Consider the following 21923-nt stretch of genomic DNA (forward strand, 5'->3'; position numbering starts at 1 on the left):
AAAAAATCACATGATAAAGAACCATCGGTGATAATAATGAACCAATGACGCCGATGAACTCTAGAAGGGGAATTTGGATGTCAAAGGAACAAACCTCAGCTGATCGTGGGCTGCGGGCAGGGACACTGGGAGCAGCGGCCATCACGTTGATGGTGGTGTCTGCCGTAGCCCCGCTCACCAATATGGCGGGCGTCTTGCCCGTCGCCATTCTCTTCGGCAACGGCACGGCGATCGTCCCGGCCTTCATGCTGATGATGATACTGGTACTGATTTTCTCGGTGGGCTACGTGACGATGGCCCGCCACGTGCACAATGCGGCTTCGTTCTACACCCTGATTACAAGAGGACTAGGAAAGACCGCCGGCGGAGCGGCCGCCATTGTGGCGCTTCTCGGCTACAATTGCATGCAGATCGGCATGTCGGGGATGTTCGGCCCTGTCTGCACCGATCTGGTCAAGACATTCACCGGTGTCACGGTGCCGTGGTGGGCATTCAGTCTTTGCGCGTCGGCTCTGATCGGGATCCTTGCCTATCGACGCATAGACCTTTCCGCGAAGGTGCTCGGTATTCTCGTCATCGCCGAATTCGCGGTGGTTTTGATCCTTGACCTGATGATCGTCTACAAAGGCGTTCCTGGTGGGTTCAATCTCGCCCCGCTTTCGCTGTCGGGTATGCCAAGCACGTCCGCACTGGGTGTCACATTCGTGTTTGCCTTCGGCTGCTACATCGGCATTGAAGCCACAACCCTCTACAGTGATGAGGCGAAAGATCCGAAGCGGACCATTCCGCTCGCCACATACGCGGCAGTCCTCCTGATCGGCGTTTTCTATTCCATCTCGACCATCTGGATCGTCGAGGCTGCGGGCACGTCAACGATTGTCACCCAGCTGCAGAACATCGGCGACCCGATCCAGTTCGTGTTCAACATCGCAAATCAATATGTCGGCAACTGGCTGGCTGTGTTGATGCGCGTGTTGTTCGTGACCAGTGTTTTCGCTTGCCTGCTGGCCTTCCACAATCATGTCGCCCGGTATTTCTACTTCCTCGGCAAAGAAGGTCTTGTGCCGGCCTGGCTCGGCCGCACTCATGACACCTATCAGAGTCCTCATCGCGCCACGATCGTGCAGACGGTTATCGCACTCGCGGTGATCTCGGTCTTCGCCATCGCAGGCCTCGATCCGCTACTTACCCTGTTCGCATGGATCGCGAACGTGGCCGTCATATGCATCATCCTTCTGATGCTCGCGGTCTGCCTCGCAGTCATAGCATTCTTCAACAAGAACCCGGAACTGGAACCGAACCAGCCGATCAAGACGAAGATCATGCCTGCTCTTGCTGCTGTAGGCTTTGCTGCCGTGGCATACTTCGGCATTAGCGGTTTCGACATCCTCACGGGCACTCCGGGCCCGTTGGCTGTCGCGCTGCCGTCCACGATCCTGGTGGCTGCCGTCATTGGGGCGGTGAGGGCAATGATGCGGCCTGGAGCCGTCGCTCGGTTAAACGCCGACAGAGTGTAACAACTTCAAGACAAGACGAGAGGGCTCGCCTAATCGGCTGGCCCTTTCGACCTCAATCGCGCCGGCTGCCAGCCCAGGTGCGACCGAGCCCTGATTGGTTCCAAACGTGACGGTTGGCAACGCTACCAGATTAGAATTTTCGCGGAACGGAGATTTCGAAAATGGCCCAGGCACGGATACACCGCGCAAACACTCCAAAATACATGCCGGGCTTCGGTAACGACTTCGAGACGGAGTCTCTTCCGGGCGCGCTGCCGCAGGGCCAGAATAGTCCGCAAAAGTGCAACTTCGGACTGTATGCCGAGCAGTTGTCAGGCTCGCCCTTTACCGCACCCCGTGGCACGAATGAGCGATCCTGGCTCTACCGCATCCGCCCCAGTGTGCGGCACACGCGCCGGTTTTCCAACGCCAGCTACCCGTTCTGGAAATCGGCGCCGTGCCTCGATGATCATTCCCTGCCGCTCGGCCAATTGCGCTGGGACCCGATCCCGGCCCCAACGGAAAAACTCAACTTTCTTGCCGGCATTCGCACCATGACGACGGCCGGCGACGTCATGACCCAGGTCGGCATGGCGGCGCATGTCTATGTTTTCAATGACGACATGGTCGACGATTATTTTTTCAATGCCGACGCCGAACTGTTGGTTGTGCCGCAAGTCGGCGCTATTCGCGTTATCACCGAAATGGGCATCATTGATGTTGAGCCTTCCGAGATCTGCCTGATCCCGCGAGGCATGATGTTCAAGGTCTCACGGCTCGGCGAGGGCTCCGATTGGCGCGGCTATGTCTGCGAAAACTACGGTGCCAAGTTCACCCTGCCGGATCGCGGCCCTATCGGCGCAAACTGCCTCGCAAACCCGCGCGACTTCAAGACGCCGGTCGCTGCCTATGAGGACAAGGAAACGCCATGCCGCGTGCATGTGAAATGGTGCGGCAAATTCTATGTCAGCGAAATCGGGCATTCGCCGCTCGACGTTGTTGCCTGGCATGGTAATTACGCGCCGTTCAAATACGACCTGCGCACCTTCTCGCCGGTCGGCGCGATCCTGTTCGACCATCCCGATCCATCGATCTTCACGGTGCTCACGGCGCCAACCGAGGAATCGGGAACGGCGAATGTCGATTTCGTCATCTTCCCGCCTCGCTGGTTGGTGGCCGAGCACACGTTCCGCCCACCTTGGTACCATCGCAATATCATGAGCGAATTCATGGGCCTCATCGAGGGCCAATACGACGCCAAGGAAGAAGGCTTCGTACCGGGCGGCATGAGTCTGCACAATATGATGCTGCCGCATGGCCCGGATGCCATGGGCTTCGAGAAGGCATCCAGCGTGGAACTGAAGCCGGTGAAGCTAGACCACACCTTGGCCTTCATGTTCGAGACCCGGTATCCGCAGCAACTGACTCGCTACGCCGCCGAGCTCGAGACTCTGCAGGATGACTACCTTGAATGCTGGGATCATCTGGACCGGAAATTTGACGGAACCCCAGGCATCAAATGATGCCTCAACTACGCATCAATTCATGAATCCTGATGCCACGTGGTGAAGAAGGACGGTTTGGCGGAATGAAACTCGCAACGATCAAAGACACAACCAGGGACGGAAGGCTTGTCGTCGTCTCAAGGGATCTAAGCCGCTGTTGCGAGGTCGGTCATATCGCGCGCACTGTTCAGGCAGCCCTCGATGACTGGCGAAATGCTGCTCCCCGACTTCGAGAGATCGCCGAAGGCCTCGAGGCAGGTTCGCAACCCTCTACGCCGTTTTATGAAGGTGACGTCTGCTCGCCACTTCCGCGTGCTTACCAATGGGCTGACGGCTCGGCTTACGTCAATCACGTCGAGTTGGTGCGAAAGGCCCGCAACGCCGAGATGCCGGAGAGCTTCTGGAGCGATCCTCTGATGTATCAGGGTGGCTCTGACAGCTTTCTTGGCCCTCGCGATCCCATCGTCATGGCCGACGAAGCTTACGGGATCGACATGGAAGGTGAGGTGGCCGTGATTGTGGATGACGTCCCAATGGGCGTGTCCGTCGATCAGGCCGGTGAAGCCATCCGCCTTGTAATGCTGGTCAATGACGTCTCTTTGCGTGGTCTCATTCCCGCGGAGTTGGCCAAGGGCTTCGGCTTTTTCCACTCAAAACCCTCGTCCGCTTTCTCGCCAGTAGCCGTGACGCTCGATGAACTCGGGAGCGCCTGGAGGGATGGGAAACTACACCTCCCCTTGCTTGTTGCCTTGAATGGCGAACCGTTCGGCAAAGCCAACGCGGGCATCGACATGACCTTCGACTTTCCTCAACTGATCGCCCATGCCGCCAAGACCCGGCCGCTCGCCGCAGGAACGATCATCGGCTCGGGGACCGTGTCCAACAAGCTGGACGGCGGCCCCGGCAAGCCTGTGTCCGAGGGCGGCATGGGGTATTCCTGCATCGCAGAGATCCGCACTATCGAGACTATTCAGAGTGGCGCCCCGAAAACCCCCTTCATGAAGTTTGGCGACACGGTGCGTATCGAGATGAAGGACATGGCAGGACAGTCGATCTTCGGTGCGATCAAGCAGAGCGTTCAGAAACGAGTTCAAACCTGAGGCGAGGTTACCGCCTTCCTCCACCAGCTCTCTACGAGCAAAAACAAGGAATTTTGACTATGGCAAAAGCATTTGCTTCGCAGGGCGACCTTGCGGAAAAGAAGATTTCCTTCACCGAAGTCGGTAAGGACCTCTGGGCGTTTACGGCCGAGGGCGATCCGAACACCGGCGTGATTATCGGCGACGACGCCGTGATGATCGTCGATGCGCAGGCCACCCCACGGCTCGCCGGCAAGGTTGTCGAGAATATCCGCCGCGTCACCGACAAGCCGATCAAATATGTCGTGCTCTCGCACTATCATGCTGTCCGGGTTCTCGGTGCCTCCGCCTACAATGCGGAGCAGATATTCATGTCGGAAAAGGCGCGCGGCATGGTCGCCGAGCGCGGCAAGGAAGATTGGGATTCGGAGTTCCAGCGCTTCCCGCGCCTATTCCAGGGACACGAAAGCATTCCGGGCCTGACCTGGCCAACCATGACCTTCAAGGAACGCATGACGGTCTATATGGGCAAGCGCCGGGTCGACCTGATGCATCTTGGTCGCGCTCACACCGCGGGTGACATCGTAGCCTATGTCCCCGACCAGAACGTCATGTTCACCGGTGACATCATCGAATATCACTCTGCTTGCTACTGCGGCGATGGTCACTTCAGCGACTGGCCGGCAACGATCGAGGCGATCCGTGCATTTGACGTCGACGCGATCGCGCCGGGGCGCGGCGACGCGCTGACCAGCAAGGAGCTGGTGAAAAAGGCTCTCGACAACACTGTCGACTTCGTGCGCTCGACCTATCGACCGATCGCCCGCGTTGCCCAGGGCGGCGGCACGCTGAAGGAAGCGTGGGACGCCTGCCGAGCCGAGTGCGACCCGAAATTTGCCGCCTACGCGATCTACGAACACTGCCTGCCATTCAACGTCGCACGCGCCTACGACGAAGCGCTCGGCATCGACACTCCACGGATCTGGACCGCCGAACGCGACCGCCAGATGTGGGACGCCCTGCAGCGATAAATGCTGTCGAAAGGTTCGATTGGGAGGCACACATCACCAAGATCTTCGAAACACCGCTCTATCCCTACCGGCGATCGTCTGACCAGGACGCCGAGAGACCCGTGCGCCGCCCTGTCGCCATCGTCGGGGCGGGGCCTGTGGGCCTTGCTTTGGCGATCGACCTGGCCAGTCAGGGCATTGCCGTCGTTGTACTCGACGAGAATGACAAGGTGAGCTTCGGTTCGCGTGCCATCTGCTTTGCCAAGCGCTCGCTGGAAATCCTGGATAGGCTCGGCTGCGCGGCTCCGATGGTGGAGAAGGGCGTGCAGTGGAGCGTCGGCAAGGTGTATTTCGATGAACGACAGGTCTTCGAATTCAACCTGTTACCCGAAGGTGGTCACAAACAGCCGGCTTTCATCAATCTCCAACAATACTACCTCGAGCAGTATCTGGTTGACCGTGCCTGCACGCTGGAGGCGGAAGGGCGACCGATCGAACTGCGCGGCAAGAATCGCGTGACAGGCGTCAATGATACCGGAAACGGTGTCCGTGTCTCCGTCGATACGCCGGATGGCCCGTATGATCTGATCGCCGACTGGTTGATCGCCTGCGATGGCGCAGGTTCCCCCGTGCGTAAGGCACTCGGCCTCGATTTCATCGGCAGGATCTTCGAGGACAACTTCCTCATCGCCGACATCGTTATGGAAGACAGTCCTGCTTTTCCGGTTGAGCGCCGCTTCTGGTTTGATCCGCCCTTCAACCGCGGCCAGTCCGCGCTTTTGCACAAGCAGCCTGACAATGTCTGGCGGGTCGACCTGCAGCTTGGCTGGAACATCGACAAGCAAGCGGAATCGACGCCGGCAAAGGTGGTCCCGCGCTTAAAGGCGTTTCTCGGCGAGCACGCGCAGTTCGAACTCGACTGGGTCTCGATCTACACGTTCCAATGCCGGCGCATGGAAAAATTCCGCCATGGTCCGGTGATCTTTGCCGGCGATAGCGCGCATCAGGTCTCGCCCTTCGGCGCCCGCGGCGCCAATTCGGGCCTGCAAGACACTGACAATCTTGCCTGGAAGCTCAAGCTGGTGATCGACGGCAAAGCGCCTGCGAGCCTGCTGGACAGCTATGACGCCGAGCGGGTGCAGGCAGCTGATGAAAATATCCTCAATTCGTCGCGCTCGACAGACTTCATCACGCCGAAGTCCGAGACCAGCCGCCTCTTCCGCGACGCCGTGCTCGATCTTTCAGAGCACCTTCCAGCCACGCGCCCCATGGTCAACTCAGGCCGCCTTTCGGTTCCATCGACCTATGAGGGCTCTCCGCTGAACGGGCCCGATTGTGACGGTTTGCCGATGCAAACCCGGCCAGGTTCGCCGGCTGTGGATGCGCCTGTGGGCGGAGGCTGGCTACTCGACCACCTTGGTGGCGGCTTCCAGCTTCTTACCATCAATGCCGGGGCGCCTGAGATGCTGGACATCGACGGCATTCCGATCGAACGCGTCGTCGTGGCCGCGACCGGCGACGACACCGAGGCTTTTCGCGCATGTTGGCTCGGGACCGCCACGAGCGCCGTTTACCTGCTTCGTCCAGATCAGCACGTCGCTGCCCGCTGGCACGCATTCGACGAGACAGCGGTGCGGAGGGCGTTGCTGAAAGCCATCGGGAGATTGCGATGACGGCACTGACAACCATGCCCAACATAGCTCGACCCGATGATTTCTATGCGGAACTGCTCGACGCTCATGAGGGGTTGAGCAAGGCTGAAAGCGATGCTTTGAACGCCCGTCTTATCCTGCTGCTCGCCAACCATATCGGTAACCGAATGGTGCTGAGTGAAGCGCTCAAAACCGCGTTACACTGCGGCAAACCGACGTGAGCGAGATCGTTCTCTATGATTACTGGCGCTCGTCTGCGAGCTACCGTGTGCGCATCGCGCTCAACAACATCGGCCTCGCTTATCGAGCAGTCCCCGTAAACCTCCTGGACAAGACCCATAAATCGCGGGACCATCTGGCACGCAATCCGCAAGGTCTCGTACCCGTGCTCGACATCGACGGCGTGGTGCTGACCCAGTCGCTGTCGATCATCGAATATCTCTGCGAAACCCGCGAGGCCACATTGCTGCCGAAAGATCCGCCCGGCCGCCAGCGCGTTAGGGCTCTCTCCCACGCGATCGCCATGGATATTCATCCTGTGTGTAACATGGGCGTCTGCGCCCATGTCATGGAACTCACTGGAGGCGGCGACGCAGTCCGCACTGCTTGGATGCGTAAGTTTATCGGGGAGGGGCTTCGCGCGTTTGAAACCCTGCTCACGCATCCGTCAACTGGCAGATTCTGTCATGGAGACAGCCCGACTATGGCAGATTTCTGCCTTGTGCCGCAGGTCTACAATGCTGAGCGATGGGGTGTCGATCTCAAGGACATGCCCCGCATTCGGGCCATCGATTCCACTTGTGCGGAACTGCCAGCCTTTCGCGCGGCCCATCCGGAAGCGGTAAAGACATGATTGCGAAAGTGCGCCCCGTGCACCTAGGGCGACCACTTGAACGCCAGCTCACGACATAAAAAGCAGCCCGATAGCCTTCCCATGAAGGCCGGTGCCGCGTCGGTCGCGGGCGCGCTGTCACAGGGCCAGAACTGAGCCTCACCAAAAACTTCTCCGGACCGGTGCGTCCGATTTGGCCTGCTTCGCCGGTTTCGGCGTCGGCAATCCTGCGCTTTGCAATTCTTCGCGTAAACACCGAACCGACATCGCATTGCTGGTCTGACTTCGCTTGCGCCGAGTTCTATCGGACGTCACCGCCGGCCGCAGGCTGACGAGCCTGATAACCGAGGCCGTGCAGAGGCGCTCTGGGTCAACGGCTTTGCACGACGGTCCAGCCTTCAATCGACTCCTTCACTGCTGGACGGGCATTGACACTCGCGTTTGCGCCGGAAATAGTAATGAAACGGCGTTGCGATATAATCAACGATTCACGATCGTATCGAACAAGCGTCGCGTATGGACCGATAGGCGGCAAGACAAACGCGGAGGGCTGATGCCTGAAGGCGATCACTTTTCCATCTTGTTCGAGCTTATCCAGATCGGCTTGGAAGCCGCTTTTTGAGGGGAGAAAGTCAGTGTCCAAGCAAATTCCCGCACGCGCCGATGTCGTAATTGTCGGGGGTGGAATCGTCGGAACCTCGATTGCCTACCATCTGCCGAAGTTCGGAAAACGTGACGTCGTCTTGCTGGAGCGCAAGAAACTGACATCCGGAACGACGTGGCACGCGGCCGGCATTGTCGGTCGACTGAGGCCGTCGCGATCAATGGCTGATTTAGCGAAATATTCGATAGATCTTCTGCGCCGCCTCGAAGAAGAAACCGGGCAGTCCACAGGATTCAAGCAGAATGGCGGCTTTATGATCGCCCTCGACGAAAATCGGCTGGAACTCCTGAGGCGCTCCTCTTCCTATGCCCAATATATTGGCGTTCTGGCCCCCATGGTGACGCCAGAAGAACTTCAAGAGGCGTGGCCGCTTCTGAACATTGATGGCATCCTAGGGGCGCTTCATATTCCCGAAAATGGTCAGGTCAATCCTGTGGACTATACCATGGCCCTGGCCAAGGGCGCTCGCCAAGGTGGCGTCAGCATCTTCGAGGATACAAATGTCACTAGACTCCTCAAACGCGGCGATAGGATCGTCGGCGTCGAGACTGAAGACGGGCAGATCGAGGCGAACACGGTTGTTCTGGCCTGCGGCATGTGGACTAGGGAACTGGCGCGCAAGGTCGGCGTGGCTGTGCCGCTTCACGCGGCCGAACACTTCTATATGGTTACGGAACCGATCGCCCAGCTCGACTCAAAAACGCCCATTCTGGTGATTTCGGAAGAACGATCTTACTACAAGGAGGACGCAGGCAAGTTGCTTGTCGGAATTTTCGAGGAGCGTGGCAAGGCATGGGCCACGCACGGCATTCCGGAGGAATTCGAGTTCGATAGTCTGCCGGGGAACTACGAGCACTACGAAAACGAACTTGCCATGGCAACAAAGCGCGTGCCGCGTCTAGAAAGCGCTGGTGTGCAGACCCTTTTCGTCGGGCCGGAGAGTTTTACCGCAGACGGCCGCTATCTCATAGGGCCGGCCCCCGAGGTCAGCGGATTATTTGTATCAGCTGGCTTCAATTCCAGCGGCATTATGTCATCAGGCGGCATGGGCAAAGTCGTGGCGGAATGGGTTGCCTCAGGCAACAGCCCGGTCGATATGCATGCGTTCGCCCTTACCCGCACAATGCCATTCCAAGCCAATCGCCACTTTATGGCCGAACGAGTGACCGAGTCGATTGGCATCTGGTCAAACATGCCTTGGCCCGGCAAGCAAATGAAGAGCGCTCGCGATGTGCGTCGGATGCCATTGCACCATGAACTGAAAGCGGCTGGTGCGCACTTTGGTGAGCGCGTCGGCTGGGAAATTCCGCTTTGGTACGCACCCAAGGATTCCAGCGAGTTCCGATACAGATTGGGGCGGCAGGATTGGTATCCGTTTGCGCGCGAAGAAAGCCTGGCTGTCCGCGACAATGTCGCGCTGATTGACCAATCGGCCTATGCCAAATTCGTCATCTCCGGTCCGGATGCACTCCGCGATCTCAACAGGCTCTGCGCAAACGAAATCGACGCACCGGTCGGAAAAGTGGTTTACACAGCTTGGTTGAACGAGAAGGGTGGGTTCGAGGCGGATCTCACGGTCACAAGATTGGCCGAGGATCGCTTCCTGGTCATTTCTGGTTTCGCCGATCAGAGGATCGATCTCGCGTGGTTGGATGCTAAATTGCCGAAAGGCGCGGCGACTGTCGTTCAGGATGTCACAAGTTCTTTTGGTCTCTTGGCTATAATGGGCCCCAAGAGCCGGCAGTTGCTACAGAGTCTGAGCGATTCTGACCTTTCGAACGATGCCCTCAATTTTGGGTATTCCGACGAAATCAACCTGGGACATGTAACAGTTCGCGCTTCTCGCGTGACCTTTGTAGGTGAACTCGGGTATGAAATCCTGGTGCCTACCGAGATGTGTGGCTATCTCCACGACCTGATCGTTGGAGCAGGTGCCGGCTTCGGATTGCGCTATGCTGGACTCTATGCGGTAGCGGCGTGTCGCCTGGAGCGCGGATATCGCCTGATGGGCTTGGACATCACTGCCGACGAAACACCGGTTGAGGCCGGTCTCGGCTTCGCGGTGGGCTGGCACAAGGTGGGCGACTTTATCGGCCGGGAAAGGGTCGAGGCGCAGCGGGGGCGCCCCCCAGAATCTCGGCTCGTTCAGTTCGCCTTGGAAGGCGACGACGCACCGATCCTGATCGGCAACGAGATCATCTGGCGCAACGGCGATCGGGTGGGCACCATCACCTCTGGTGGCTGGGGCTTTCGCATCGACCGATCGCTCGGCATGGGTTACGTATTCGCCCCCGGCGGTGCTTCTGCTGATTGGCTGAAACAGGGAAGCTTCGAGATCGAGGTGGCAGGTGCGAAATTTCCTGCCGTGGCTCAATTGGCTCCATTCTACGATCCGACTGGCGAACGGACACGTATGTGAACCCCCAGATGCCACGTTCGAGTAAGATAGAACCGTCGCGATTTGTGGTCGCAGTGCCGGAGAGCGCGATTCTGCGCGATGCACTCGATCATGCTCGAGCGATGGTGAAATCCGCCGGCCACGAAGTGGTTTCACCACGATTGCCACCGGAAGAGTGGGGAGACCTCACCACCCGCATCGACATTCTGGTGCTGACGCCGCGGGGTCGTTTCCCGGTCGCCTTGATGAAGAAGGCAGGGAGGTTAAGAAGCATTGTTTTTCCGACGATCGGCGTCGATCCACTCGACGTCAAGACGGCAACGCTCGCCGGCATAGCGGTCGGCCATGGAGCACCGGCTGAGAGTGTCTACAGCATGGCGGAAGCAACGGTGATGCTCATTGCGAGCTTGATGCACCGTGTTGCAGAAAAGCAAACGGTGTTGATGAATGGAAGTTGGCGCGAGCCGTTGGTGCTTGGCCGTATGCTACGAGGAAAGACAGTAGGGCTGGTCGGATTTGGCCGCATCGGTCGAGCGGTGGCTGAGCTTTTGGCGCCGTGGCAGGTGAGAATCCTTGTCGCCGACCCCGCAGTGACGGATGCAGACCTGGACGCGACCGCAGTGCCTCTAACAAATCTCCTTCGTGAGAGCGATGTCGTATCGCTCCACATGACGTTGACCGGTGCCAGTCGTAGCTTGATTGGGAGAGATGAACTTGCTCTGATGAAACCAGGCGCCGTGATCGTCAACACGTCACGAGGCGCGTTGATCGACGAAGATGCGCTGGCAGACGCGCTACAGGCAGGTCGCCTCGGCGGGGCGGCAGTTGACGTCTTCGCAATCGAACCCCTGCCAGCCGAAAGCCGGCTGCGTCATTGTGCCAACGCAATCCTCACGCCGCATAATGCGGGTCACACCGTTGAACTGATGCGCGCACTTACGGAGTCCTTGATCGACAATCTGCACGACTTGCTGGCCGGTAACCCTCCGCGCCATTTGTACAATCAAGAAGTCGCTGCCAATTGGCAAGGGCGCTTCGGCTCGGCAGCGCCCAAACTGCATACAACCGTTGACAGATAAGAACATGGCCCAGCAATCCGATCTGGTGGCGCGACGCGCCAAACTTTTGGGGGCCAAGTCTCAGCTCTTTTACGCCAATCCGATCCACCTCGTGCGTGGGGAGGGTGTTTGGCTTTTCGACTCGGACGGCAGGCGCTATCTTGACGCTTATAACAATGTGGCCCATGTCGGCCATTGTCATCCGCATGTCGTAGAGGCGATGCATCGACAGGCGTCGCTGCTCAACACCCACACTCGCTATCTGCACACGACCATTCTCGACTATGTCGAACGTTTGACAGCGACGTTCGCTCCGCCGATTTCGACAGCGGTTCTTGTGTGTACCGGCAGCGAGGCGAATGATATCGCGCTACGAATGGCGCAAGCTATTACCGGGCGCCTGGGCGTTATCGCTACGGACGCGACGTATCATGGAAACACCGCCGCGGTCTCACAGCTAAGCACGCGCATGCCGCCGATCGGCGGCCATGCTCAACATATTCGGCTCGTACCGGCACCGGATAGCCTTAGGCCAGGGGATGGGCAGGAAGGTGAGCGGTTCGCTGCCGACGTCCGCGAAGCTATCGGGTCGCTGCAGGCCGCTGGAATAGGCATGTCGGCCTTGATCGTGTGTCCGATGCTGGCCAATGAGGGATTTCCAAGTTTGGTCAACGGCTTCTTCGATGGCGCCATCGAAGCCGTGCGCTTGGCTGGTGGACTGGTGATCGCCGACGAGGTGCAACCTGGATTTGGTCGCACAGGCACGCATTTCTGGGGCCACCAGCGCGTCGGCTTCCTGCCCGATATCGTAACCATGGGCAAGCCGATGGGTAATGGCCACCCCGTTGCCGGCGTCGCGACATCAGAAGCGATTTTGGCATCGTTTCGCGAGGCCTTCCGCTACTTCAACACTTTCGGCGGCAATCCAGTGTCGTGTGCGGCAGCCAACGCGGTGCTGGACGTGCTAGAGGGCGAGAACCTCATCGACAACGCACAGCGAGTAGGTGAAGCGTCGCTGGCACTGATGCGCCCCTTGACCGAGAGTCATAAGTGCGTCGGTGATATCCGAGGTACGGGGCTGTTTTTCGGGCTGGAACTGGTCCGTAACCGCGCTATCCGCGACCCAGCGCCTGACTTGGCGACCGCCGTCGTCGATGAAATGCGCGAACGTGGCGTTCTGATAGGCAAGACCGGCATTCACGGCAACGTTCTAAAAATAAGACCACCAATGCCTTTTGGCATTGAGAATGCGACATTCCTCGTTGGTATCCTTGATGAGGTTCTTGCCGACCTTGCCTGCGAGGCGCTCTGATGACCGGGCATCAGAACAACGCCGATGAAGCCGTCGCGATGAAGAATCTGGCTCGTCAGGCGCTGATAGCCTGGGGGGTCGAAGACAGCGATCCAGTATTGCTCAAATACCGGGAGAACGTCGTTTTTCGTGTCGTCATGCCAAGTGGCCTGCCTGCGGCATTGCGTATCCACCGGTTTGGCTACCATTCCGACGCCGCGTTGCGATCGGAGTTGCAGTGGATGAACTACCTGCAAGCCAGTGGCATCCCGACGCCCCGGCCGATTGCAGCTTTGTCGGGTGAGTTGTTCGTGCATGCTCGGACGGAGGCTTCCTCTCAGTCGCGGCAAGTTGACTGCATGTCCTGGGTGGAGGGGCGGCCGCTTGGCCAGAGTGGCGTCCCGCTAAACATGTCAGGTGACGAAGCGAAGCGTTCTTTCTCAGCCTTGGGACGCACGATCGCGCGGATGCACAATCTGACTGAGGCGTGGCCTCTTCCCTGTGATTTTGAAAGGCACGCATGGGACTTCGGAGCTTTCTTCTCCGAAAATCTATTGTGGGGGCCTTTTACCAACTCGCCTCTGCTCGATCATGCCTTGCGTGACCTCGTATCGAAATCTCGGGAAAAGGCGATGGGTGCTTTAGTGGGTTTCGAGAAAAGCGCCAGGACTTTCGGATTGATACATGCAGACCTTGTGCGCGAAAATATTTTGATGAGCGAGGACCACTCGGCCCAAGTCATCGATTTCGATGATTGCGGCTTCGGATGGCGTATGTACGACGTTGCGGTGAGCCTCTATCAGAATCGAGAGGATCCGCTCTTTGACGTCATCGAATGCGCATTGCTGGAGGGGTATGCCTCCGAAAGGACGTTGACAGCGCGTGACATCAAGGCACTGCCATTGTTCACCGCCTTACGCGCTTTTGCAATGATAGGGTGGATGCAAAGTCGAGCCGACAGCGATGCGGCGCGTGAGACCGGAGCCAGAATGTCAAAGAAAGCGGCCGAAACGGCAACTTGGTATTTGGATCATGAATAGAAACGACAGGTTGGTTCGCATCGCGGTCATATTGGTTTGTGCGGCTCCGTCCGCACCGTGCCTTTTTCAAAGCCTGCTCTTTCCAACCGCGCGCTCCTGGTCCCATCGCACCATTGCAGCTACTTGACCGAGAGGTTGCGAGGGGACTAGTCACGAGGAGCATTTAAGTCAGGGCGCTATGAAAACGGCAAAGCTTACGATCCGATTGCTTCGAGAATTTAGTGTTCAGCATCCCGAACTCGGGGTCAGCGAACTCGCCCGCCGGCTGGTGCTCGACAAGGCAACAATACATCGACTCCTGCGATCGCTGTGCGAAGAAGGCATTATTGAGCAGAATTTGGCGACCAAGAGGTACCGCCTAGGGTTGGCGATTTTGGATTTGGCGGCTTCGCGTCTTCAGGCGCTTGGCTTTGTTGAGCTCGCCGCAGGCGAGATGCGCAGCCTTCGCGAAGAGGTTGGTGAAAGCGTTGGCCTACATGTACGAGATGGCCGCGATATGGTTTGCGTACACTATAACGAAGCGTCACACCCGCTGACTGTTCGTTTCACTTTGGGTGAGCGATCACCGGTCCACGTCACGGCTACAGGGCTCATCAGTCTCGCGGAGATGTCGGCGCAAGATTCGGCGAGCGTGGTCGAGGAGGCAGCCCGCGCATATCCGGCATTTCCCGCGCCAGACATCAACGATTTTTCGGAGAAGCTGGCCAAGGTACGGCAAGAGCAGCTGTCAGTTGCCGACCAAAGTTACCAGAAAGGCGTGCGGGGAATTGCGGTTCCTATTCGCGATGGGGATGGTTCGCTGGTTGCCACGCTTAGCATAGTTGCACCGGCCAGCCGGCTCTCGACAGTGGAACTGCTCAAGCACCGATCAGTGTTAACTGAAACGGCCCGGAGAATTGGTCGCAAAATTCCAGTCGGAATGGAGGTGTTGGCGGCGAACGCGGTGCAGACGTCCTAGTCAAGGCTTTCTAGACAGCGCTTCTACCGCCTTCGCAAGGTAAAATAGCGCCCGTCGTCCAGCGCGATTCATCCGACAACAGGAATAGCGCTGCGCGAGCCATGTCCTGAGGGTGCGCTACATAATTCATCGGGAATGCCTCTGCGAGTTGCTCGCGGTCCTCTTCAGATGGCTTCCAAGCATCGAACATTTCCGACCGCGTCGGGCCAGGTGCGATGGCGTTGACGCGAATTCCATCACGGGCATAGTCAAGCGCGGCGCAACGCGTTAGCGCGGTCAAGCCCCACTTGCTGGTAGCGTAGATGCTGTTGCCGGCGGCGCTGATCATGCCAGCAATGGACGAGGCATTGACGATCGACCCACCTCCCGATTGAAGCATAGTTGCGGCCTCGTGTTTCAAGCAAAGGAATACGCCACGCAGGTTGGTTTGCATGACCCGATCGAATTCCTCCACTTGTGCCATGTGAATTGGCAGCCGCGCGCCGCTCACTCCTGCACAGTTGAAAGCGCCATCCAGACGACCGAAATGTTCTGATGCGAAGCGTACGGCGTTCTCCACGGACACTTCATTACATACGTCACAGGCGACCGCGGCAGCCTGCAACCCCTCGGCACGCAATTTGGACATAGCGTCTTCAACACGTTCGGTACGTCGGGCCGCTGCTACGACTTTGGCGCCTTCCCGAGCGAAGAGCTCAGCCGCTGCTGCGCCAATGCCGCTCGAAGCGCCCGTTATGAAAATGACCTTGTCTTGCAGTCGCGTGTAGCAAGTCTCAAGTGGCGGTGGATTGAGATATCCCAAAGAGTTCCTCCGATTTTAGTTCTGTCGCTCGAACCACCCGAACCAGCTTTGCTGGTGCGGCACTCCTGGCGTTGATTTCGCGAGAGAATGCTCGCGGCCGCCGATGCGTTGGCGCACTACGCCGGTGATGGTGTGAACTCCTGTTGATACAGCGTTGACTTATTATCAATGACGTCTCGCGCGCAGAATGTAAATCATGCAATTGTTTAGGGAAAACTTCAGGCGTTCAGCCGGCACGAACGCCGTTCGCATGACGGTTTGGGATTTCGCCAGATAACAGCGCAGCCCCTAAGCCGAGCCCGTGGCAACGCGCCCGACAAAGTGGGCTCGATCCCCCGCCAGCTTTGTTGACACGAACTGCTTTTGACCATAGCGTATCGATATCGACACCGGTGTTGATTTATTTGAAACGAGACAGAATGCGATGAGCCCGGATTTCAAAAACTATGCTGCCTTCATCAAGGCCAACAACGCGCGGCACATTCTGCATCCGATGATTTCGCCTCAGGAGACGGCCAGGTCGGCGCCGTTAATCATCAGCAAGGGCAAGGGCGTGTTCGTCGAGGACATCGACGGACGGTCCTATCTCGATGCGGTCGGCGGTCTCTGGAACGTCAACATCGGCCATGGGCGTGAGGAAGTGAAACACGCAATCGTCGAGCAACTCGACCGCATCGCCTACTACACAACCTTCGGCAAGACCTCGAACCCGCCGCAGATCGAACTGTCGACGCGTCTGAGTGAAATGCTCGCGGCCGAGCAAATGGCCAAGGTGTTATTTTCATCCGGCGGCTCGGACGCAGTCGAGACCGCGCTCAAGCTCGCGCGCCAATATCATAAGCTGACCGGGCAGCCGGAACGCACGAAGTTCTTCTCGTTGAAATACGGCTATCACGGCGTCCATTTCGGCGGATTGTCGGCCGGCGGCAATCCGCCGTTCCGGCAGGCTTTCGAGCCGCTGATGCCTGGTTTCTTTCAGGTCGACAGTCCATTCCTGTACCGCAACCAGTGGACGACCGACCCGCAGGAACTGGGACGGATCTGTGCAGAGCAGTTGGAGCGTGAAATCGTCTATCAGGGCGCCCATACCGTGGCGGCCGTGATCGCCGAACCGATCCAAGGTGCCGGGGGCGTAATTGTCCCCCCAGAGAACTACTGGCCGTTGCTGCGCGATATCTGCGATCGTCATGGTGTGCTTTTGATCGCCGACGAGATCGTCACCGGCTTCGGTCGCACTGGCGAGATGTTCGGATGTCGGCTCTGGGGCGTAAAGCCCGACATCATGTGTTTCGCCAAGGGCATCACGGCAGGCTACATTCCCCTGGGCGCAACAATGGTCAGCGCCAAAGTCGCGGCGGCGTGGGATAACCCGGCCAATCCCGCACCGATCATGCATGGCTATACCTATTCTGGCCACGCGCTGGCCTGTGCGACGGCGACCGCGGTGCTGGACATCGTGGTGCGTGAAAAGCTTTCTGAAAACGCAGCCGCGCGGGGAGTTGAGCTCATGGACGGGCTCAAGGCCGTTGCAGAGCAGTCGACGATCATCGGTGATGTGCGCGGCCGCGGGTTGATGGTGGGCGTGGAACTGGCGCGCGACAAGGATACCAAGAAGTCTTTCGGGCCTGCTGATCCAGAGATGAGGGTTTTTGCCGAGACCTGCCTCACCAAGGGCGTCATCGTTCGGGTCATGGCCAGCAAGGTTATCCTGTCGCCGCCACTGACGATCAACGCCGAGCAGGTCACGACTATCGTCGAGACGATCGGTCAGGCAGTTGCCGCCGTAGAGCGGGTCCAGAAAGCCGCTTGATGAACACGAACCCCGATTTTCAACAACGCATCAATGCGGAAGCCGCCAAGTCCCTTTCGCCGGCCATGTCATTCGTGGACGGAAAGTCCTGTGAGGCCATTAGCGGCCAGCGCATGGACAGCATTTCGCCAATCGACGGACTGAGACTTACCGATTTTCCCGAAGGCGACGCGGCCGATATCGATGTCGCGGTTGAGTCGGCGCGGCGGGCCTTCGCGGGCCGGCGCTGGGTCGGGCTCGGTCGGCGCGAACGCAAGAAAATCCTCCTGGGGTTCGCCGATCTGATCGCCCAGCATCAATTCGAACTGGGTGTTCTGCAATCCAGAGACATGGGCATGCCGGTCGGGATGGCCATCCATATGGATGCCGGCGAAGCTGCCGGCACCATCCGCTGGTATGCCGAGGCGCTCGACAAGCTCAGCGATGAGATGCTGCCGATCTCGGATCGCGAGACCGGGCTCGTCGCCAAGATCGCGCTCGGAGTCGTCGGCGTCATCGTTCCATGGAACTTCCCGTTGATGATCGCAGCCTGGAAGTTGGGTCCGGCGCTGGCCAGTGGCAATTCCGTAGTCCTGAAACCAGCCGAAGACGCCTCGCTGGCGATCATCCGGCTCGCCGAACTTGCCAGTGAAGCAGGGGTACCGGACGGCGTTTTCAATGTAGTGACCGGGCGCGGCGACAAAGCAGGTCGCGCGCTTGCACTCCATCCCGACGTCGACGCGATCGCTTTCACCGGGTCGGGCCGGGTGGGCGGACGGATTCTACGCTACGCAGGCGAAAGCAATCTCAAGCGGGTCAGTCTCGAATGTGGCGGCAAGACCGCCAACATCGTGCTGGCCGACGCACCGGATCTGGAAGAGGCCGCCCAGACCGCCGCTCGCGCTATCTTTCGCAACCAGGGACAAATCTGCAATGCACCGTCCCGCCTCCTGGTTGATGCCGCCATTCACGATGACTTCGTCAAGCGCATCACGGAAATCGCCGCAACGCTGAAGACCGGATCCCCGCTTCATCTAGGCAATGATCTCGGCCCGGTGGTCAACGCTCGGCAGCTCGATGGCATTACCCGGGCAATCGCTGTTGCCGAGGGACAGGAGGGCGTGAGCCTGATGCTTGATGGACGCAAGGCGCAACGGCCTTCCGAGGGCTGCTTTATTGGACCGACGATTGCCGTCGGTGTCGAACCCGCCTCGAAGCTGGCGCAGGAGGAAGTGTTCGGGCCGGTGCTCGCCGTAATGTCTTTCACGTCGCTCGATGAAGCCATCGCGATCGCCAATGGCACACGCTACGGCCTTGGTGCCGCTGTCTGGACACGTGACATAGACAAGGCACTCCACGCCAGCGAGCGCCTGCATGCCGGCAGCGTCTTCGTCAACGCCGCCGGAGGCGTGAACATCGAAATGCCGTTCGGTGGCTTCAAGGAGTCCGGCTTCGGTCGCGATCGCTCGCTGCACGCCTTCGACAAGTTCACGGATATCAAGGCGACGCTCATTCGCCGTTCTGCCCGCGCTGTCGGAGCCGTCGTATGATCGTCGCCACGCAACCGGTGAAAGCGACGACTGCAGCCACGGCCTTTCTCGAAGCATTGAAGCGGCGTGGAGTCGACTACCTGTTCGGCAATGCAGGAACGGATTTTGCCGCGATCATCGAGGCCTATGCGACGCATCCCCAGCCATCCGCCCTTCCTCGACCGATCACCGTGCCGCACGAAAATCTTGCGGTGGCCATGGCGCACGGCGCCTATCTTGCCACTGGCAATCCGCAAGCGGTCATGGTGCACGTCAATGTCGGGACGGCTAACGCAATCTGCGGGCTCATCAACGCCTCTCGCGAACAGGTGCCGCTCATCCTTTGTGCCGGCCGCAACCCGATCACCGAAACGGGTTCCCTGGCATCGCGCAACGCTTTCATCCACTGGGCTCAGGAGATGTTCGACCAGGGCGCCATGGTTCGCGAGGTCGTCAAATGGGACTATGAGCTACGTCGGGCAGATCAAACCGACCTTGTCGTCGACCGGGCGATAAGCATTGCCACGGCCCATCCACGTGGTCCGGTCTATCTCACCTTGCCGCGCGAGACCTTTGGCGAACCCGTGTCTGTTGAACCGGCACGGACTTCACCACAGGTGGCGCCGCCCGCTCCTGACGAGAACGCCATCAACATTGCTGCAAAATGGCTGGCTGAAGCGAGGCGTCCACTCATCGTGACCGGCGCGCTTGGTCGTGAGGCGCGCGAACGCCAAGCATTGGCGGCCTTTGCCGGAGCCCACTCGATTGCGGTGGCGGCGCACCGCCCGCGCTTCATGCCGCTTGATATTGATAATGCAAGCTTCGTTGGTTTCGAACCCGGGCCCTTGGTTGAGGAAGCCGACCTGATCATCGTTGCGTCCTGCGACGTGCCGTGGATTCCCCTGCATCACAGTCCTGGTGCCAGGACGCGCGTGATCCACCTGGCCTTCGATCCGAACTTCTCGCGGTATCCCGTGCGTGGATTTCAGGCCGACCTGGCGATCGATGGCGATGTCGCCACAGCCATGCGTTTGATCCAGGCCGCAAGCCACGCCGAGGCAGATGTGGTCGAGGAAAGGATTGCCTGGCTCGATACCAAGCGGACTGCGTTCAGGACCCTGAGAGAACGAGCCGTAGCCGACGTCGAACTGCCAAGCTATGCTCAAGTGGCACGTTGCCTGGCCGACGTGTCGGGGGAAGGCGACACCATTCTCGCCGAGACGGCATTCCCGACTGAGCTTCTCGCACTCGATGGCGGTGGGGGCTATTTTGGCGCGCCAAGCTCCGGCGGTCTTGGCTGGGCACTCGGCGCGGCTCTCGGAATAAAACTGACCGCGCCGGAAAGACGCGTCATCAGCCTGGTTGGCGACGGCGCCTACATGTTTGGCAACCCGACCCCTGCCCATTTCGTTTCCCGGGCAAATCAATTGCCGACGCTGACCATCATAATGAACAACAGCATGTGGGCAGCAGTTCGGCGCGCCACGCTGTCCGTCTACCCGGACAGCGAAACCAGATTGAACAGAAATGCGGTCTTCACGTATCTCGAGCCAAGTCCCGAATATGAAAAGATCGTCGAAGCATCCGGCGGCTACGGCGAGCGGGTCGAGCAGGCGAAAGACCTGCCGGCAGCGCTTCGCCGTGCCCTGCATGCCGTAGAGCAGGAGGGACGTCAGGCCGTCCTCAACGTGTTGGTTGCCTGAACATAAAACCGGGGAATACTCAACAAAACGGAGGACTAAAAAATGTTCAAATCTCACATCAAGGCACTGTGTCTCGGCGCCGCTCTGGTCACAGCCACCGCCCTAAGTGTCAGTGCTCAAGAAAAGCAGATCACCGTCGCCAACTTCGGCGGTCTCGTTCAGGACATGGTCCGGGAGCTCTATTTCAGCCCCTTCGCGGCCACTGGCGTGAAGCTGGTGGAAGACAGCCGTGACTATGGCATCGGCGTCATCCGCACCCGCATCGAAGGGGGCAACAACACGTGGGACGTTGTTGCCGCGGAAGATGTCGAGGTGATCCAGGGATGCCAGGAAGGGCTCTTCGAAAAAATCGACTATAGCAAGATCAAGGAAGCCGCCAAGCTGATCCCGGATGCCAAGCTCGATTGCGGCCTTGGTGAGGTCCTCTACAACATGTCGATCGCCTACGATCCCGCCAAGACCTCAGAAGCACCTCAAAATTGGGCCGACTTCTGGAACGTCAAAAAATGGCCTGGCAAGAGATCTCTCTATCGCGACCCACGCGATACGCTGGAGGCAGCGCTGCTTGCCGATGGAGTTGCGCCGGCCGACGTCTACAAGACGCTCGCCACGCCGGAAGGCCAAGATCGCGCCTTCGCCAAGGTCAAGGAACTGATGCCCAACATCATCTGGTGGACCAATCCGGGACAGTCGCGGCAGTTTCTGGCAAGCGGCGAGGCGGTGTTCATTGCCACCTACGACAGCGGTATCAACGCCACCAATCTCGGCGAAGGGCTTAAGAACAAGGTCGTCAACAACAATTCGATCCGCCACATCGACTACTGGGCGATCCCGAAGGGGGCGAAGAATCTCGATACGGCCTATAGCTTCCTGAATTTCGCGACCGAAGCGGAGAGACAGGCGCAACTGGCATCCAAGATGGGGATCTCGGTTCCGAACACCGATGCTCTGCCCTTGGTCAAGCCGGAAGTGCTGCCGTTGTTGTCGGCCAATCCTGACAACATCAAGACGGCGATCCAGTCCAATGCAAGCTTCTGGCTGGACAATTACGATGCGCTGAACCAGCGCATGACGACCCTCATCGGCCAATGATAGAATGACACAGTATGGGCGCCTC

General features: G+C 58.9%; 18 protein-coding genes. 16 read left to right on the forward strand and 2 right to left on the reverse strand.

Annotation, left to right across the window (positions count from 1 at the left end; all coding sequences use genetic code 11):
* The first annotated feature begins 77 nt into the window (after positions 1–77).
* The 7 genes from LB559_RS06705 to maiA all read left to right on the forward strand — a co-directional run bounded on the left by LB559_RS06705 (position 78) and on the right by maiA (position 7595).
* A complete protein-coding gene (locus LB559_RS06705) occupies positions 78–1517 on the forward strand; it encodes an APC family permease (protein WP_126070438.1) in 1440 nt (479 codons plus the stop codon).
* Positions 1518–1678: 161 nt separating this feature from the next.
* Complete coding sequence (gene hmgA, locus LB559_RS06710) at positions 1679–3019, forward strand: homogentisate 1,2-dioxygenase (protein WP_126070437.1); 1341 nt, start codon at positions 1679–1681, stop codon at positions 3017–3019.
* A 65-nt stretch (positions 3020–3084) separates the two neighbouring features.
* Positions 3085–4101 carry a fumarylacetoacetate hydrolase family protein gene (locus LB559_RS06715; protein ID WP_126070436.1) on the forward strand — a complete coding sequence of 339 codons (1017 nt, stop codon included), beginning with the start codon at positions 3085–3087 and terminating at the stop codon, positions 4099–4101.
* Between the two features lie 59 nt (positions 4102–4160).
* Positions 4161–5111, forward strand: a complete 951-nt coding sequence (locus LB559_RS06720) for an MBL fold metallo-hydrolase (RefSeq protein ID WP_126070435.1) — start codon at positions 4161–4163, stop codon at positions 5109–5111.
* 32 nt (positions 5112–5143) lie between these two features.
* On the forward strand, positions 5144–6763 hold the full coding sequence (locus LB559_RS06725) for an FAD-dependent oxidoreductase (RefSeq protein ID WP_126071186.1): 1620 nt from the start codon (positions 5144–5146) through the stop codon (positions 6761–6763).
* Complete coding sequence (locus LB559_RS06730; RefSeq protein WP_126070434.1) at positions 6760–6963, forward strand: DUF2783 domain-containing protein; 204 nt, start codon at positions 6760–6762, stop codon at positions 6961–6963. The genes LB559_RS06725 and LB559_RS06730 overlap by 4 nt, the downstream gene beginning before the upstream one ends.
* The gene (gene maiA, locus LB559_RS06735) at positions 6960–7595 is read left to right on the forward strand and encodes a maleylacetoacetate isomerase (RefSeq protein WP_126070433.1); all 636 of its coding nucleotides are present in this window, start codon (positions 6960–6962) and stop codon (positions 7593–7595) included. The genes LB559_RS06730 and maiA overlap by 4 nt, the downstream gene beginning before the upstream one ends.
* A 349-nt stretch (positions 7596–7944) precedes the next feature.
* Here the strand turns inward: maiA and LB559_RS06740 are convergent, their stop codons facing one another.
* Positions 7945–8217, reverse strand: coding sequence for a hypothetical protein (locus LB559_RS06740; protein ID WP_126070432.1), 273 nt, complete (start codon positions 8215–8217; stop codon positions 7945–7947).
* Here LB559_RS06740 and LB559_RS06745 point away from each other — a divergent pair.
* From LB559_RS06745 to LB559_RS06765, 5 genes are all read left to right on the forward strand, one after another.
* The gene (locus LB559_RS06745; RefSeq protein ID WP_126070431.1) at positions 8210–10657 is read left to right on the forward strand and encodes an FAD-dependent oxidoreductase; all 2448 of its coding nucleotides are present in this window, start codon (positions 8210–8212) and stop codon (positions 10655–10657) included. The genes LB559_RS06740 and LB559_RS06745 overlap by 8 nt on opposite strands.
* On the forward strand, positions 10654–11715 hold the full coding sequence (locus LB559_RS06750; protein WP_126070430.1) for an NAD(P)-dependent oxidoreductase: 1062 nt from the start codon (positions 10654–10656) through the stop codon (positions 11713–11715). The genes LB559_RS06745 and LB559_RS06750 overlap by 4 nt, the downstream gene beginning before the upstream one ends.
* 4 nt (positions 11716–11719) lie before the next feature.
* Positions 11720–13006, forward strand: coding sequence for an aminotransferase class III-fold pyridoxal phosphate-dependent enzyme (locus LB559_RS06755; protein ID WP_126070429.1), 1287 nt, complete (start codon positions 11720–11722; stop codon positions 13004–13006).
* Positions 13006–14025, forward strand: coding sequence for a phosphotransferase enzyme family protein (locus LB559_RS06760; protein WP_126070428.1), 1020 nt, complete (start codon positions 13006–13008; stop codon positions 14023–14025). The genes LB559_RS06755 and LB559_RS06760 overlap by 1 nt, the downstream gene beginning before the upstream one ends.
* A 178-nt stretch (positions 14026–14203) precedes the next feature.
* Positions 14204–14983 (forward strand): IclR family transcriptional regulator, encoded by a 780-nt coding sequence (locus tag LB559_RS06765; protein ID WP_126070427.1) that lies wholly within the window; start codon positions 14204–14206, stop codon positions 14981–14983.
* A 10-nt stretch (positions 14984–14993) separates the two neighbouring features.
* On the opposite strand, the gene LB559_RS06770 is transcribed toward LB559_RS06765, so the two are convergent.
* Positions 14994–15785 carry an SDR family NAD(P)-dependent oxidoreductase gene (locus LB559_RS06770; protein ID WP_126070426.1) on the reverse strand — a complete coding sequence of 264 codons (792 nt, stop codon included), beginning with the start codon at positions 15783–15785 and terminating at the stop codon, positions 14994–14996.
* 424 nt (positions 15786–16209) lie between these two features.
* On the opposite strand from LB559_RS06770, the gene LB559_RS06775 reads away from it, so the two are divergent.
* The 4 genes from LB559_RS06775 to LB559_RS06790 are packed head-to-tail and all read left to right on the forward strand — an operon-like array spanning position 16210 to position 21898.
* A complete protein-coding gene (locus LB559_RS06775) occupies positions 16210–17595 on the forward strand; it encodes an aminotransferase class III-fold pyridoxal phosphate-dependent enzyme (RefSeq protein ID WP_126070425.1) in 1386 nt (461 codons plus the stop codon).
* Positions 17595–19124: an aldehyde dehydrogenase family protein gene (locus LB559_RS06780; protein WP_126070424.1), complete on the forward strand. Its 1530-nt coding sequence runs from the start codon at positions 17595–17597 to the stop codon at positions 19122–19124. Before LB559_RS06775 ends, LB559_RS06780 begins: the two co-directional genes overlap by 1 nt.
* A complete protein-coding gene (locus LB559_RS06785) occupies positions 19121–20806 on the forward strand; it encodes a thiamine pyrophosphate-requiring protein (protein ID WP_126070423.1) in 1686 nt (561 codons plus the stop codon). The genes LB559_RS06780 and LB559_RS06785 overlap by 4 nt, the downstream gene beginning before the upstream one ends.
* 42 nt (positions 20807–20848) lie before the next feature.
* Positions 20849–21898 carry an ABC transporter substrate-binding protein gene (locus tag LB559_RS06790; protein ID WP_126070422.1) on the forward strand — a complete coding sequence of 350 codons (1050 nt, stop codon included), beginning with the start codon at positions 20849–20851 and terminating at the stop codon, positions 21896–21898.
* Positions 21899–21923: the final 25 nt, after the last annotated feature.

Source organism: Mesorhizobium sp. BR1-1-3 (assembly GCF_020165455.1).
GTDB classification, from domain to species: Bacteria; Pseudomonadota; Alphaproteobacteria; order Rhizobiales; family Rhizobiaceae; genus Mesorhizobium; species Mesorhizobium ciceri.

Coding starts and splice junctions, on each gene's coding strand:
- LB559_RS06720 (WP_126070435.1), top strand. CDS start 4,161: ATGGCAAAAGCATTTGCTTCGCAGGGCGACCTTGCGGAAAAGAAGATT.
- LB559_RS06790 (WP_126070422.1), top strand. CDS start 20,849: ATGTTCAAATCTCACATCAAGGCACTGTGTCTCGGCGCCGCTCTGGTC.
- LB559_RS06715 (WP_126070436.1), top strand. CDS start 3,085: ATGAAACTCGCAACGATCAAAGACACAACCAGGGACGGAAGGCTTGTC.
- LB559_RS06765 (WP_126070427.1), top strand. CDS start 14,204: ATGAAAACGGCAAAGCTTACGATCCGATTGCTTCGAGAATTTAGTGTT.
- LB559_RS06785 (WP_126070423.1), top strand. CDS start 19,121: ATGATCGTCGCCACGCAACCGGTGAAAGCGACGACTGCAGCCACGGCC.
- LB559_RS06730 (WP_126070434.1), top strand. CDS start 6,760: ATGACGGCACTGACAACCATGCCCAACATAGCTCGACCCGATGATTTC.
- LB559_RS06780 (WP_126070424.1), top strand. CDS start 17,595: ATGAACACGAACCCCGATTTTCAACAACGCATCAATGCGGAAGCCGCC.
- LB559_RS06755 (WP_126070429.1), top strand. CDS start 11,720: ATGGCCCAGCAATCCGATCTGGTGGCGCGACGCGCCAAACTTTTGGGG.
- hmgA (WP_126070437.1), top strand. CDS start 1,679: ATGGCCCAGGCACGGATACACCGCGCAAACACTCCAAAATACATGCCG.
- LB559_RS06760 (WP_126070428.1), top strand. CDS start 13,006: ATGACCGGGCATCAGAACAACGCCGATGAAGCCGTCGCGATGAAGAAT.
- LB559_RS06775 (WP_126070425.1), top strand. CDS start 16,210: ATGAGCCCGGATTTCAAAAACTATGCTGCCTTCATCAAGGCCAACAAC.
- LB559_RS06705 (WP_126070438.1), top strand. CDS start 78: ATGTCAAAGGAACAAACCTCAGCTGATCGTGGGCTGCGGGCAGGGACA.